The sequence below is a fragment of the Armatimonadia bacterium genome, from assembly GCA_039679385.1.
Taxonomy (GTDB): domain Bacteria; phylum Armatimonadota; class Zipacnadia; order Zipacnadales; family JABUFB01; genus JAJFTQ01.
On sequence record JBDKVB010000029.1, the window covers coordinates 1 to 14,716 of the forward strand.

At 63.8% G+C, this 14,716-nt stretch carries 11 protein-coding genes; all 11 read left to right on the top strand.

The features are described from left to right. Positions 1-132: 132 nt before the first annotated feature. The 11 genes from ABFE16_02735 (at position 133) to ABFE16_02785 (ending at position 14,695) form a co-directional block, all read left to right on the top strand. Entirely contained in the window at positions 133-1,299 is a 1,167-nt protein-coding gene (locus tag ABFE16_02735; protein MEN6344189.1) for a glycosyltransferase family 1 protein, read from the top strand. Continuing rightward, positions 1,296-1,994: a glycosyltransferase gene (locus ABFE16_02740; protein ID MEN6344190.1), complete on the top strand. Its 699-nt coding sequence runs from the start codon at positions 1,296-1,298 to the stop codon at positions 1,992-1,994. The genes ABFE16_02735 and ABFE16_02740 overlap by 4 nt, the downstream gene beginning before the upstream one ends. Continuing rightward, positions 1,991-3,133 carry a glycosyltransferase family 1 protein gene (locus tag ABFE16_02745; protein MEN6344191.1) on the top strand — a complete coding sequence of 381 codons (1,143 nt, stop codon included), beginning with the start codon at positions 1,991-1,993 and terminating at the stop codon, positions 3,131-3,133. The genes ABFE16_02740 and ABFE16_02745 overlap by 4 nt, the downstream gene beginning before the upstream one ends. A gap of 25 nt (positions 3,134-3,158) precedes the next feature. Further along, positions 3,159-4,328 carry a glycosyltransferase family 4 protein gene (locus tag ABFE16_02750; GenBank protein ID MEN6344192.1) on the top strand — a complete coding sequence of 390 codons (1,170 nt, stop codon included), beginning with the start codon at positions 3,159-3,161 and terminating at the stop codon, positions 4,326-4,328. Beyond that, positions 4,312-5,097 carry a glycosyltransferase family 2 protein gene (locus ABFE16_02755; protein ID MEN6344193.1) on the top strand — a complete coding sequence of 262 codons (786 nt, stop codon included), beginning with the start codon at positions 4,312-4,314 and terminating at the stop codon, positions 5,095-5,097. Before ABFE16_02750 ends, ABFE16_02755 begins: the two co-directional genes overlap by 17 nt. A gap of 3 nt (positions 5,098-5,100) precedes the next feature. Then, complete coding sequence (locus ABFE16_02760; GenBank protein ID MEN6344194.1) at positions 5,101-7,143, top strand: glycosyltransferase; 2,043 nt, start codon at positions 5,101-5,103, stop codon at positions 7,141-7,143. Positions 7,144-7,145: 2 nt separating this feature from the next. Then, a complete protein-coding gene (locus ABFE16_02765) occupies positions 7,146-8,330 on the top strand; it encodes a glycosyltransferase family 4 protein (protein ID MEN6344195.1) in 1,185 nt (394 codons plus the stop codon). A gap of 2 nt (positions 8,331-8,332) precedes the next feature. Next, positions 8,333-8,710, top strand: a complete 378-nt coding sequence (locus ABFE16_02770; GenBank protein ID MEN6344196.1) for an iron-sulfur cluster assembly scaffold protein — start codon at positions 8,333-8,335, stop codon at positions 8,708-8,710. Positions 8,711-8,927: 217 nt separating this feature from the next. Continuing rightward, positions 8,928-9,227: a hypothetical protein gene (locus ABFE16_02775; protein ID MEN6344197.1), complete on the top strand. Its 300-nt coding sequence runs from the start codon at positions 8,928-8,930 to the stop codon at positions 9,225-9,227. 841 nt (positions 9,228-10,068) lie between these two features. After that, complete coding sequence (locus ABFE16_02780; protein ID MEN6344198.1) at positions 10,069-13,677, top strand: polysaccharide pyruvyl transferase family protein; 3,609 nt, start codon at positions 10,069-10,071, stop codon at positions 13,675-13,677. Then, positions 13,661-14,695 carry a radical SAM protein gene (locus ABFE16_02785; protein MEN6344199.1) on the top strand — a complete coding sequence of 345 codons (1,035 nt, stop codon included), beginning with the start codon at positions 13,661-13,663 and terminating at the stop codon, positions 14,693-14,695. Before ABFE16_02780 ends, ABFE16_02785 begins: the two co-directional genes overlap by 17 nt. Positions 14,696-14,716: the final 21 nt, after the last annotated feature.

The window sequence follows — 14,716 nt, forward strand, 5'->3', positions numbered from 1 at the left end:
GTCTTGAATGATGCGCAATCCTAGAGGGAAGCTCACAACCAGCCTAATCTCCCCTCTATGTACCTACCCAATCACTCACCATCCCTATTCCCAACCACCTCCCCCGCAACATAACAAAGCGGTGAACGGGAAATGTCGCACGCAACAACTCACGGTCTCCGCATAGTCATCAACGCTTGCTCTGTGACGGGTGCCGCAACGGGCATTGGTAACTACACGCGGAACCTCGTCTCCGCCCTGTCGCAGACCGCCGGACAACAGCAGTACATCGCGCTCCGCTCTCACCGCGGGGAGGGCAGCGAGAGCCAAGGCGGCCAACTACGCGAGCATGTCGTCGATACGCGGGCGCCACTGTGGGAGCAGCTGCAGTTGCCCAACCTCCTGCACGACCTCAAGGCGCAGGTCTACCACAACCCGGCCTTCGGCTTGCCCGTTGTCAGGACGGTACCCCAGGTCTGTACCGTCCACGACTGCATCCCCAGGCTCTTCCCCGAGTACGCGCCCCCCTGGCTCCGCCATTTCTTTGAGCACTGGGCTCCTGTGTGGCTGCGCGGCGCTGACCACATCATCTGCGCCTCCGCGCACACCCGCCACGACGTTGAGCATCTGTACGGGATCACTCCATCACGGCTCTCAGTCGTGCACCAAGCGGCCGATGGCGCATACCAGCCAGTGAGAGACCCCGCTCGACTCGAGGCGCTGATGGTGCGATACGGGATCGACGCACCCTATGTGCTGTACGTGGGGCGAATAGAACTGCGCAAGAACGTAGCAGGGCTACTGGCGGCCTTTCGAGAGGTGCGGAAACGCGTGGCTCGACCACTGATGCTGGTGATGGCCGGCCCGAGTGAGCCCGGGACCTACGACCCTGAAGGGGTGCTGCCGCCAGAGGGGCGGTCTGGCGATGTCTTGGTTACCGGGTACGTACCGACGTCCGACCTCGTCTCTCTGTACAGTGGTTGTGCTGTCTTCTGTCTCCCGTCCTTCTACGAGGGGTTCGGTATCCCGGTGCTCGAAGCCATGCAGTGCGGTGCTCCGGTGGTCACGTCACGCGTGTCGTCACTGCCGGAGGTCGGGGGCAACGCGTGCCTCTACGTGGATCCCTACGATTCCGTGAGCATTGCCGACGGTCTGGAATGCGTGCTCGGCGATGACGTAGCGCGGGAGTGCATGCGTGAGGCTGGTCTGGAGAGATCACGTGAGTTCTCGCTGGACAGATTCGCACTGCAGACTGCTGCGGTCTACCAGCGCGTTGCGAATGAGTGCCAGCAGGACACGCGGACCGAGGACCCTGTATGAAGCTGACGGCCGGCATCCGTGTGAGAAACGGCGAGCCATGGGCGGAGGAGTGCCTTGGATCGCTCAGTCGATTCGTCGACGCGATAGTGGTTCTTGACGACGGATCGACCGATCGGACGTCAGACATCTGCCGCGCGTGCGATAAGGTTGTGCACTGCATCCGCTGGCAAAAGAGCTTCTTCCATGAGGGGCTGGACCGCAATATGGTGCTGGCCCTGGCTCAGGACACGCGACCAGACTGGGTCCTGATGATGGACATAGATGAGGTGTTCGAAGACCGGATCGTCGACAGCATTGACATGATGATGCATCAGGACGAGTTCGTAGTCTGGGGCTTCCGCATGCTGCATTTCTGGCGCGGAAAGACGCACTTTCGGTTGGACGCCAACTGGGGCGACGAGACACATCACCATGTCCATCCGCGCCTGTTCCGGAGCCAGCTAGGGTTGCACTACCCCCTGCAGACCATCCACGGGGCTCATGTCCTGGGCCTGAGAGGTCAGGCAGCCCTGTCGAAGGTGCTGATCAGGCATTACGGGTATTCCTACGAGGACAGAATCAAGCAGAAGTACGAGTTGTACTCACGCGTCGACCCGGGAGGCGACTACCGGCATCTGCTCAACGACGACGGTGCGGTCATGGTGGAGTACAGACCCGGCCTGGAGCTCGAGAAGCTGTTGGCGGTGGGGCCGTGAGGATAGCGGTTGACTGCCGTTCTGTATTCGAGGGGTGCGGCGGAATCGGGAATTACGCGCTACACCTTGTGCGAGCGCTGGCCGCAGTGAACTCGCGGGATGAGTTCGTGCTCCTGTGTAGCACGTTGCGACCCCAGACCCACGTAGTGCAGCAGGCCAACTTCCGGCAGGTCGCGTGCCCTGCGGCCATGATAGACGCAGGTTGGGAGCAGTTACAGCTGCCAGCCATGCTCACAGAGCTCGGGGCCGACCTCTACCACAACCCTACCTTCTCAGTCCCTATCGTAGCTCCGTGCCCCACAGTAAGCACAATCCATGACGTCGTCTTCCACTTCCGGACAGAGCTCGTCGAGCCGCACCTATGCGCATATCTGCAGCAATGGAGCCTGGCTGCTACACGCACCGCCACACGCATCCTGACTGTATCACAGTACTCCAAACGGGCGATCATGGAGGCCTACGGGGTGCATGAGAGCCGCATCGACGTCACCTACGAGGCCGCAGACCTAGCGCGCTTCCGGCCGTCATATGTCGGGCCTCAGGAGGACGAACTGCGCGCGAAGCACGACATCCGCGGCCCGTTCATCCTTTACGTCGGTTCGCTGGAACCCAAGAAGAACCTCGATCGCCTGCTCGATGCGTACCAGGTTGCGAAGCGCGACGCGTGCATCCCGCACTCACTGGTATTGGCAGGGGGTACTGGTGGGAGACCATATGACGCACCCGCAGCAATCGCTGAGCGTCGTCTGCAGAACCATGTGCGCGTGACGGGCTTCCTGGCTGATGACCTGTTGCCTTGTGCCTACAACGCCGCCGATCTGTTCGTCTATCCGTCACTGTACGAGGGCTTTGGCCTGCCGCCGCTGGAGGCGATGGCGTGCGGCACGCCGTCCATCGTGTCGAACGGGACCTCCCTCCCTGAGGTGGTGGGTCAGGCGGCTTGGCTGGTCGACCCTGCGGACACGGACGCTCTGGCCGCTGCCTTGGTGCGGCTGTCAACCGACCGAGGTGCGCACGACCAGCTATCGCGGGACGGCCCACAACGCGCACGGCAGTTCAGCTGGCAGCGGACCGCCCTTGACACACTGGCCTGCTACCGACGTGCCGTTGGCGAGCATGACGTGCACACCTCCTGCTAAGGCCATGTGACCCAGGGGTAGACAGATGCGTGTATTGCATGTTTCTTCAGAGTACCCACCAATCCAGGTCTTTGGACTGGGGCGTGCCGTGCAGAGCCTGGCGACGGCGCAGGCTTCGCTGGGTGCGGACGTGCACGTGGTCACCAACAGCATCGGCGGCCAGGACCGAGATGTTACTATGGAGGGTGTACGGGTGCACCGGATAGACTTCCCGTCTCCACCCAAGCCGCCTGACGACACCTCGGCTGTCATCCAGTTCAACATCTCGGCACTGCAGACTGCGGCGCGGGTGGCGGACAACACCGGCGTCCCGGATGTGATCCACGTCCACGACTGGCTCACAGTACTCTGCGGACGGGTGCTCAAGTGGATGCACCCAGCAGCTCAGCTGGTATGTACGATCCACGACACCGCTCAGGGCAAGTACTTCGGACGCCTGGAGCGCTGGCAGCAGTACATGGCCCACCTTGAGCGCTGGGCAGGGATCGAGGCAGACAGTGTGATCTGCTGCAGCGAGTTCGTTCGAGGGGAGATGATCCAGCACTACGACTGCCCTCCCGGGAGAATCGCTGTCATCCCGTGCGGTGTCGACGAACGGAGGTCTGCGGTGGAGGGCGACCTGGCCAGCTTCCGTACGATGTTCGGGGCGCCCGATGACCTGCTGGTGTTGTACCTGGGGCGCCTGGATCAGGAGAAGGGCGTCGGCGTGCTTCTCGACGCCATGTCTCAAGTGGTCGGGATCGTGCCCCAGGCCAAGCTGCTGCTGGTCGGCAAAGGACCCCTTCAGGCGGCCCTGCAGGAACAGATGCGCGGGCTCAATCTGGGGTCTCGGGCTGAGTTCGTCGGCTATCTCACAGGGAATGTGCTCGCGGCCGTGTTGCGACAGGCGGCGGTGCTCGTGGTGCCCAGCCTCTACGAGCCGTTCGGGATCGTGGCTCTGGAGGGCATGTTAACTCACACGCCTGTCGTCGTCTCAGACACCGGTGGTCTGTCTGAGATTGTGACTGACGGGGAGACCGGTCTGAAGGCGGCCCCAGGCGATGCTCGCTCCCTTGCGCAGGCCATCCTGCGTGTGCTGTGCGACGACGCCTTGCGCGAGCGACTCGCGGAGAACGGCTACCAGCACGCAAGAACGCACTACGACTGCCGGGACATGGCAGCGAGGACCTTGCAGGCCTATGGATGCGAGGCATGAACCGCAAGCACAAGCCGACATCGTGATTCCAGTCTACAACCAACTGGAGTACACGCGGGCTTGCCTAGATAGCCTACGTAGCGCAACTGACTGGCCCCATCAGCTCATCATCATCGACAATGGTAGCAGCGATGGGACCTCAGAGTACCTATCCAGCCTTCAGTCTGCGGGCTGGCCCCTACAGGTCATCGCGAACAGCCGAAATCTGGGGTTCACCCTGGCGGCGAACCAAGGCATGCGGGCTGCACGCAGTCATTACGTCGTGTTGCTGAACAACGACACTACAGTTACCCAGCACTGGCTCTTCGGTCTCCTCCGCGTTGCCGAGAGTTCGGATGACATCGGCATCGTGGGACCAAAGATACTGTCACCGCAGACCGACTGCATCCGGGGTATCGGTGGCTTGGTCTTCCGTGAAGGACGGGTCCAGGGACCGCTCGGTGAAGGCTGCAGCCGAGAGGACCCCACCTATGGGGTGCCCTGTGAGGTCCAGTACGCTGAGGGCTCCTGCATGTTGATTAAGCGACCGGTGATCGAGACCATCGGGTATCTGGACGAGCAGTACGCTCCCGCGTACTACGAGGACACGGACTACTGCTTTCGCGCTCGGGAGGCCGGGTTTCGCATCGTGTACTCGCCTTATTCCGCTATCTACCACCACTCGACGGTTACAGCACAGACCGTGCAGCGCGAAGACAGTCAGTTCACCCGCGCGGCATTGCGCAACGAGCGGACCTTCCGGGAGCGGTGGAGCCACCGGTTCGGGTAGCCTATGCAGATCGCAGTGGACGTGAGGCTGCTAGAAGTATCGGGCACGGGGAGTTCAGTCTACACAGCGAACCTTCTGGGTGGACTGATCATGCTGGCTCCCGACCATCGTTTCCTGCTCATCTCGGGTTCGCCGCGCACATCACTGCCCTTGCCCGTGGCAGCGAACGTGACAGTGGTGCCGTCCGATGGTGCCGCCCTGTGCGATGAGCGCTGGGAGCAACTGGTTCTGCCAGTCGAGTTGGAGCGACTGGCTCCGGACGTTTTCTGGTCACCGACCCTAACCTTGCCGATGCTGAAGGCGTGTCCGAGCGTCCTCACCGTCTACGACTTGGGGTTCGAGGCTCACCCGGAGTACTACTCGCCTGAACTCCGGCGGTACCTCGGTCGGTGGGTCGCCCCAAGTTGTCAGGTGGCAGACCATCTGGTCGCGCTGTCCCAGTTTGGTCGCGAAGAGCTTTGCCGAACCTACGGAGTGGCAATGGACAAGGTGACTGTGATAGGAGGGGCTCCGGGCGCGCAGTTCCACCAGCTGGCCGATGGCTCCGGTCTGGGGGCACTCGGCGAACGCCTGAAGGTTGAGGGCTTGTTCGTGCTTGCCGTCGGCGGGACGGCAAGGAACAAGAACCTCCCGGGTCTGCTGTCCGCCTTCGGGAAGGCGCTGGAGGAGGTTGGGGACGACTGGACGCTGGTCGTGGCGGGCCGCCCGGGGCCTGGCGTCGCCGAGGCAGCAACACAAGTGCGCAGGCTTGGACTGCACGAGCATGTCGTCTTTGCGGGGCTTGTGTCGGACGGGGAGCTTGCGCAGCTGTACCGCACGGCGGGTGTATTCGCCTTCCTATCGCTGTACGAAGGGTTTGGCCTGCCGCCGCTCGAGGCCATGGCCTCCGGAACGCCAGTCTTGTGTTCGCGGACCGCGTCACTGCCCGAAGTGGTCGGTGATGCGGCCTACCTCGTCGACCCTACAGACCAAGCCGAGGTCGCCGAGGGCCTGCTCGCCCTGATGCGAAGCACGGCGCTGCGGCGGCAGCTCTCGGCGGCCGGTCTACGTCGCGCGTCGGAGTTCTCCTGGGAACGCTCTGCACAGTGCATGCTGTCAGTGCTCGAGCGGGCGTCGGGCCTGCGACCGAGACCTCGCCATGGGGGAAAGGACCGTCCTGCACGCGTACTCGTGTCACGCATCGGCGCACGTGGCGACGTTCTGCAGACCACGCCGGTTCTGCGCGCTGTGAGACAGCGCTGGCCCGGTGCCGAGCTGACCTATCACACAAGCCATGCGCACTGCGAACTGCTCGCCAACAATCCCGACGTTGACTTGGTGCAGTCAGACAGCCGTCCCATCGCCACGCGGGACTACGATGTGGTCATTGACCTCAACCGTGCCTACGAGGATGCACCAGACCGCGCCCAACGCCATCGGATCGAGTTGTACGCGCGACGTGCAGGTGTCTCGGTCACAGACACGTCGCTGGTACTCGTCCCAACGGATCTCGAGTACGCCCAGGCCCGTCGGATCGCGGATGAACATCATCTGGGCGAAGCCGGCACTGTGGTCGGCTTTGGTCTGAGAGCCGTGAGTGTGCAGCAGCGCTGCTGGTTCGACGACCGCTGGCAGGGGCTCGCAGACTCGCTTGCCGGCGAGGGTATGCGCATCGTGACCTTTGGCGGTCCTGGGGAGCGCGGGCTGGACGGACCGCGAGTGACGAACACAATGGGCGTAGCCGATATGCGAGTCGCACGTGCTCTCATGGAGTACTGTCATCTGGTAGTCACTGTTGACACCGGGTGGGCGCATGTAGCCGCATCAGCAGGGAAGCCCATCGTAGGCCTTTTTGGAGCCGATTCCCCACAGTGTGTACTGCCGCCGGATGGCGACTGGGTCGCCATCCGGGCCGAGTTGCCGTGCTCACCGTGCTTCTGCAGGCCGTGCCGCGACCGCACCTGCATGGACGCTATCACGGTTGACAAGGTCTACAGACAGGTCCTTCGCAAGGTAGGAACGCTGAGGGGCGATGGTCCAGCCCACCGGGAGGTTGTTCCCACTTGAAAGTGCTGTGCCTAGCCACAGAGTATCCGCCCGCGCGGGGGTATGGTCTGGGACGATACGCTCGTGAACACTGTGCTGCCCTGGTGCGGCACGGAGTCGCGGTCGATGTCGCGTGCAACAACTGGGATAGCGAGGTGGACGCGTACAGGGAGGACGGGGTATCGGTCCACAATGCGCCGTTGGCAGTCCCGTTCTCTGGTCACACGTGGGTGGCCGACGTGTTGCAGCACAATGTTGTGCTCCTGGGCCGCTGCCTTGAGATGATGCGCGCCGCTGGGGGCTACAACCTGATCCTGGCACACGACTGGCTGGCAGCAGCAGCAGCGGCAGCTCTCAAAGCCCTCCACAGGGTGCCACTAGTCGTGGCCATGCACGACACCCAGAGGGGGAAGACCGCAGGACAGCCTGACGAGAACGAGCAGTACATCGCCCGAGTGGAGGAGTGGATCTGCGAGGTGGCTGACCTTGTGCTGGCCAACAGCCACTTCATCGAGCGAGAACTCATCCAGGCCTACCAAGTGCCACCGGAGAAGATCACGGTCGTGGGCTGCGGCGTCCGGTCCGAGGATTTCCAGACCTCGGCCGACATAGAGGTGTTCCGCACGCTTTTCTGTGCTCGTCGAGAGCGCCTTGTGGGGTTCGTCGGCCGCCTCGCGCGTGTCAAGGGCCCGGACGTCCTGGTCCAGGCGGTCCCGGCCATCCTCAGCGTCTGCCCCGACACGCAGTTCGTCTTCGCTGGTGACGGTAGCATGAGGGATGGGCTGCTTCGGCAGGCGCGAGAAGCGGGCGTTGCCGAACGGGTGAGGCTTGTTGGCCATCTCACAGGTGACGTTCTGGCCGCCTTCTACCACGCTTGCGATGTGATTGCCATCCCGAGCCTCTACGAACCCTTTGGGATGGTGGCACTTGAGGCGATGGCGGCCGGCAGGCCCGTCATCGCCTCAGCCACTGGCGGCCTGAAGGAAACGGTTCTTGCAGGTGCCACCGGCGTTGCGATCCCTCCGAGAGACCCCCGAGCCCTGGCGTCAGCCGTGGTGCAGCTGCTGATGAACCCGCAGGCGGCCGCGAGCCTCGGACGTCAGGCTCAGGAACGCATCGCCACGGAGTTCCGTTGGGACGATGTCGCAACGCGCACAGTGCGGGCCTGGGAGCACTTGGCGACAGCAGACGGCCAGGGAGTGAGGTAGCGGTGTTCAGTGACACGGTCATGGACCACTTCACTAACCCCAGGCACGTGGGTACGCTGGCCTCGCCCGACGCCGTTGGCACGGCTGGCACGCCCGGACGCGGCAACTACATGGTTCTGCAGCTCAGGGTGGACGGTGACCGCATCGTGGACTGCGCGTACATGACTTTTGGGTGCCCTCCTGCCATCGCTGCGGGGAGCGCACTGACGGAGATCATCAAAGGGATGCGGACCGGCGATGCACTCCGCATCACCGCTGAGCATCTGGAGGAGGCGCTAGGTGGGTTGCCCCTGGGCCGGAAGCACTGTGCGGCCCTCGCCGTGCAAGCCCTGCGTGCGGCGCTATCATCCGTTCTGCCGAACGCCTCCTCAGACGCCTGAACGGCGAGCGCCCCGTACCAGATGCGTGCGGCCCATCGGGAAGCGGCGGCGATGGGCCAGGGCGGAAGACCGGTCGTCAGATCAGTGCTCATTCGCACACGGGGGGGCGGAGGGCAGGTTTCGGCGGCGTGGCGTCGCCTTGCAGGACGGTGCCGCCATGGCTGGCCTTCGGCCCCATAGTCGCTCACAGACAGGCACACCAAGGAGGACAGACGCGATGAACCCCGCCGTGACTGCTGTGTACCGTGACGAGGCTGGCCGCATAGGCCTGGGTATAGCCCGGCTGCATCAGCTGCTGGAGGCGCCGCACGCCCCAGAAGCACTCCTAAAGGCCAGCAAGATAGCGCGTGAACAGATACTAAGGTTGGGAGCGCTGCCCATCGCCGACGCCGCGGTGCGAGGCCGTATCCTAGTGGTGCTGGAGGGAATCGAGAGAGCCCCGTCCGATGATCGTGAGACGCTGGAGAAGCTAGGGGAGGCAGTCTGTGCCTGTCAGCGGTTATGCCCCGGACGGTGACAGCTAAGTTGGCCAAGGCTGTCCTGCCTGGCGAACCCAACTGCACTGCGTCGATTGCCGCCGCCTGGGGACGCCCCGTGGGCCGCGACGCGTGCGCTATGACTGATTGGGGGCGGTTACAGAACCCATGCAAGACGGTACGAAGCTAGCGACCGTCGTCCGGTTGAACGGACTGCGGGCGCGTATGGAGCAACTCGGGCGCCTTCTCGATGCGCCTAGCACTGGACACACACGCCGCACCCTTCGACAGTGCGCGCGGAGCACGCTCAGACGCATCCATCCGATGCCTGGCAGTCGGTCACCCGTCGGGCGACGCATTGCAAGGGTACTTGCTTCCCTGGAGACGGCAGGGGAAGGGCCTCCAGACATCGCCGATGAGTTGAGACTGTGTACTTGTCTTGTGGACGCACTCCTGGTCGAGGGAGGTGCCACGGGGGAGGTCCCTGCGGAGTGCAAGGTCCTGTGGATGCCGGACATAGGTGCTGCGGAGCCGCATGCATGGCAAGCCTTCGCCGACATCGTCTGGGCTCTCAGCCAGGAGCCGGATCTGGAGCACGGCATCCAGATTCCTGCAGCGGGTGATGTACCTGAGTGGGCGCTGCGAGCGCTTCCGCCAAGTTGCCCCGTAAGTCACCGCGGGCGGCACAGAAGTCGCGACTGGCTCGCCGACAGCATCAACAGTTGGGACCCAGACGTCGTCGTGACCTTCGGAAGATGCGGTACCGTAGCGAAGCTCGCAGGCCAAGCGGCCAGAGGCTATGGGTGGATAGGTTTCCACGACAGACACGAAGCGATGCGCGTGCACGGGAGCTTGGCTGGCGGAAGTCGGCCGATGGACGTCATGATCTACCCAGTTTGCCGGCGTGTGCCACTGCATCCGATACCGGCGGCCGGTGGCACGATGTGGGCAGTCGGGGTGCGTTGGTGGGCCGATATCCTTGGTCAGCCGGCGGTCACCAAGGGCGGCGACGGGGTGGCCTCCAGGGGCGGCACTGTTGGTTGTATCTACTGGGGCCAGTCGGGCCAGGAGGTCGCGGAGGCCGTACGCCACATGAGACGCCTGCAGACCCGGGGAGGTGCGTCCGAGCTTCTCCCGCTCGACGATGCTCTTGGCAGAGCATTGCACGGTCTGCTGGAGCAAGGTGACCTGGGCCTGGGGATGACGGTTCTGCCTCCCCCGCCGGGGAGCGGTACAGAGTGGCGCACCAGCTTGGCAAGCGTTCTCGCTAGCTGGGACAGCGTGGTCTCAGTGGGGCCCCACAGTGACGGGGCAGCACCCATCAAGTGGGCTGCGGTGGTGGGCACCGCCATCGAGGAAGTGCGCGCCCATGGGGCTGATGGGGACAGATCCCTGACAAAGCCTCGCAGTGGGGCGTCTCAGCGGAGAGCATCACTGTCGGCTGTGGACGTCTGGCGGTCGACGATCATGCAGGTGTCTGGTGTCACGCCACGGTCGATGCAACGCACACACCCCGAGGTGCAGGCGGAACCTGCCATGGCTCGCCCGGTTCCAGCAGGGCGACGCGTGCTCGTGATGCGCAAAGTGGGGCTGGGCGACGTGGTGATGAGCAGTGTTGCAGCGCGTGGCGCCAAAGAGCGGTACCCGGGAGCGCACGTGACTTTCGCCACTTCAGACCGCTATCAAGCGATGGCGTCGCACTTCCCCTACGTCGATGCGGTGGCCGACGCGGGGCGCGTGGACGAGCACGACTACGACGCGGCGATGCTATTCGATGACAGGCACCGCTTTGACTTCGCCCCCGGGGAAGGGAGACGAGAGCGTCTAGACATCCTCTGTGAACTGGGGGGCGTGGCTCCGTGGGACAGAAAGCCCGTGTATGCTCTGGAGTCCGAGGAAGAGCTTCGGGCGATCGACTACCTCAGGCAGAGGGGATGGTCCGGCTTCCGCAAGCATGTTGGCGTCGTCCTGTCGGCTGCGGGCCGTGCTCGGAACCGAAGCGTGGAGGCTACGTCCCAACTCCTTACCGCGATGGGCAAACGGTCAGACCTGCAGCCAGTGCTGCTCGATGTGCGCCGGGATAGGGTCGAGCAACTGAACTGCCCACCGGGTACGGTCGACACCTGTGGGGAACTCAGCGTCTGCGAACTGGCGGCCGTCATCTCCCATCTCGACGTGCTGGTTACGCCGGACTCTGGCCCTCTGCACCTGGCGGCCGCGCTGGACGTCCCCTGCATCGCGTTCTTCAGCGAGGTGCCGGCCGATTGCCGCATAGGCTACTACCCCAACTGCGTAGGGCTGGCTAAGCCCGATCTCTGCGACCAGTACCCGTGTGGCTACGTTGACGTCTGTCGGGATGCGCGGTGCATCAACGAGGTCCGATGGGGTGACCTTGAGCCCCACCTGAACCGGCTCCTCGACGTCGAGCGCGTCACAATACGCCATGCGGTTGCGCAACCGGAAGACCAGAGCAGCATCGCCATGCTGGCCAACCAGCTGGCACGCGGGCTGCGCCAGAACGGGTTGTCCGTCCGGCAGCGTCCCGTGGCTGACCCGCGCTCCGCTGCGTACGGCAACGGGTGTATCGTCGAAGCAGGCGGGAAGCGATTCGCACTGCTGACATGCGACAACGACATCGCCTGCGCGGCCTGGACGCGAGAGGTGACGGAGCGCTACGACTACCTTCTGTGCTTCAGCCAGCATGTCTACGACGCCTATCGTCGAGCGGGCGTCCCCGCCCACAGGCTGCTCCCCTTTCAGCTCGGGCTATCAGACAGGCTTCTGGGGGCGCGTCCGCTGCTCCCTGACGTTCCCGAGAGTACTTTCGTGTTCTTCTTCAATGGCATCTGCCAGGAGCGCAAGAACGTAGAGGGGCTCGTACACGCCTTCCGGAGGGCCTTCTCCCGCGACGAGGATGTGATGCTCGCCGTCAAGAGCAGCCCCAGAGCGTGGGATCGGTGCCAGCAGGTGCTGCGGGCTGCAGACAGCGACCTTAGGGCGACGGAGGGCAGACGCATTCGGGTGTACTCCCAGCTGTGGACAGTAGAGCAGCTGGCGGGCTGGTATCTTCGAACAGCGCGGCGTGGTGCCTATGTGCATCCGCATCGCGCAGGGGGATTCGAGTTGCCCGTTCTGGAGGCCCTCGGCTTCGGCGCCCGCGTGGGGACCACCGGCTGGGGTGGCGTTACGGACTACTGCGACGACCACTTGTTCCCGTATGAGTTGCGCAGGAGCCAGTTCCAGGTGCCCGACCTCTACCACGCTGGGGGGGCTCACCCCAAGTGGGCCGAACCCGATGGCGCAGATATCGAGCGCTGGATGCGGTGTGTCTACGAGGAGCCTACCACCCCTGCCTCCCAGCAGAGCACGATGCTACGCGTACGGCGCGACTACTCGTGGCGATCGGCGGCACGCCGACTTGAGTGGTGGACGCACCACGCCCATCGTCGCTACCTGGTGTTTGGTGGCGCAGGATATGGCAATCTTGGGGACGATGCAATGACACTTGCCTTGGTGGAGCAACTCGGGCGCGAGCGCTGCGTTGTGAGCTCCTATGCGCCCGTAGAGCAGTTCCCTGAGTGGTTCCATGGGCTGCAGGTGCGGCCTTGGGGGGATCGTGGTGCGGCAGCAGTTCCGGCCGAAGGCCTCTTCTCCGACGTGCACACAGTTGCCATCGGGGGGCACGGCTGTCGATGGCCCGACATCCTTGAGGGACTCTGCCGGCATGCAGTGGCAGCCCTTGAGCACGGCCTTGATGTTGTGTGGCGTGGTATCGGCATTGACGAACCCGATGGGCACCCCATCGATCGCGACCTGGTGCGCTACGCCTTCGAGACGGCCCGGTACGTGGGCGTGCGAGACAGCAGGAGCAGGGAGATACTGCATGAGTTGGGTGTCCAGCGCTCGGTGACTAGAGAACCCGATCTCGCGCTACAGCTCCAGGCGGCCCCGAGCAACCTAGCTGCACCTCTGCTGCGGCCCTTTCTTGAGCCCGAGACCCAGCCCTACGTGGTGCTGTCGCTGAACTCCATGTACGTGACAGAAGGGAATCTGGGTGAGTGGGCTGCGTGGGTGTCCTCGACCATCCACAGTGGACGTCATGTTCTCTGCGTACGCATGTGCCGGCACCTCTGGGACGCACGAGAGGACGACATGCTCGCGGCGGTGGCCCTGCGCCGACGCTGTGGGGGAGAAGCTGGCTTCGACCTTCTCGACAGCGCGGTGTCTCCGCAGCTGATGCTGGCCATCATGAGGGGCGCAGACATGGTGGTTGGCATGCGGTACCACTCCTGCGTGTTCGCCCACCGCGTTGGCACACCAACCGTAGCGGTGTCCAGACAGGACAAGACACGGCGTTTCTGCACTGAGCATGGGGTTGCATGCCTGGACCCTGACCACATAGCGGCGCTGAGTAGTGCGTGCAAGAGGGTACTGCAGGACGGAAGGCCAACTCAGGAAAGGGGACTGTGCAGCGGTGACAAACCGGCGTAACACGCAGAACAGCGAACTGGTTGCCGCCAACCATGCGCAGAATGAGGCGGAGATGGCCTCAGGACAAGTCACGATGCAGAGCTACCCCGAGCGGCTGTCATTCTACTGGCGCTCACCGTGTAGCCTGGACTGCGTGATGTGCGGCAAACATGCTCTTGGATACCCCCTAGACGACGAGAAGCAAGTGCTACGTCTGGCGGAATGGGCGGAGGAGGTGTTTCCGCACTTGGGGGGACTGTGCCTCTGCCCGTCAGGAGAGCCCTTTGAGTCTGACGTGCTTCTCCAGATCGTGGCGCATGCGTACGCGAATACGCGGATTCTGGTGGTGAGCAACGGGCAGAGGTTGGCGGGGCAGATACTCGACCAGGTCTTTGAGTACCGCGTAGACCATCTCTCTATCTCGCTGAACGCCGCCCGAGCAGAGACCTACCAGGCTATCACGGGCGCACCCTTTGAAACGCTGCTCACCAACCTGCGCGAGCTACTGCGGCGGCGCTCAGGGGGCGACGGGAGGCCGCACCTGGATTACTCGATCGTCGCGATGAACCGTACGGCTCCAGAACTCAGGGACTTCGTGCGTCTGGCGGCTGATCTGGGCGGCGAGCGAGCGATCATCCGCAAGCTCGGGGTGTCGATCCCAGTAGCCGCATGTCGTCGGAACATACGCTTCGATCCCCGTGTAGAGAACGTTCTCACGGACGAGAGCGTGGGCGAGCGCCTCCTGGATGACCTATGCGCGGTCGGGGAGAGTGCAGGAATCAGGGTGTCGGCCGACTTCGGACGTGCCTTCACGCGGCCACCGTACCGCTATGGACTGCAGACCTCGCACGCTCTCGACGCACGTCCTTGGAAGGCCTTGGAGTTGACCAGTTGCGGCGATACCAGATTCGCCTGCGGCAAGCCCGCTGACTTGGGGAACGCGTGGGAGTTCGAGCGTCTCCACGACCTCTGGAACGGTCCCAAATGGGTGGCAGCGCGCGCGGCAACGGTAGCCCGTCCCGCAGAACCAGCGGCGTGACATGTCCCGTCCGGGCCCCGA

What these genes read in the sequence shown, in the direction of transcription:
- ABFE16_02735 (MEN6344189.1), top strand. Translation starts at nt 133, where the DNA reads ATGTCGCACGCAACAACTCACGGTCTCCGCATAGTCATCAACGCTTGC.
- ABFE16_02740 (MEN6344190.1), top strand. Translation starts at nt 1,296, where the DNA reads ATGAAGCTGACGGCCGGCATCCGTGTGAGAAACGGCGAGCCATGGGCG.
- ABFE16_02750 (MEN6344192.1), top strand. Translation starts at nt 3,159, where the DNA reads ATGCGTGTATTGCATGTTTCTTCAGAGTACCCACCAATCCAGGTCTTT.
- ABFE16_02755 (MEN6344193.1), top strand. Translation starts at nt 4,312, where the DNA reads ATGGATGCGAGGCATGAACCGCAAGCACAAGCCGACATCGTGATTCCA.
- ABFE16_02760 (MEN6344194.1), top strand. Translation starts at nt 5,101, where the DNA reads ATGCAGATCGCAGTGGACGTGAGGCTGCTAGAAGTATCGGGCACGGGG.
- ABFE16_02775 (MEN6344197.1), top strand. Translation starts at nt 8,928, where the DNA reads ATGAACCCCGCCGTGACTGCTGTGTACCGTGACGAGGCTGGCCGCATA.
- ABFE16_02780 (MEN6344198.1), top strand. Translation starts at nt 10,069, where the DNA reads ATGATCTACCCAGTTTGCCGGCGTGTGCCACTGCATCCGATACCGGCG.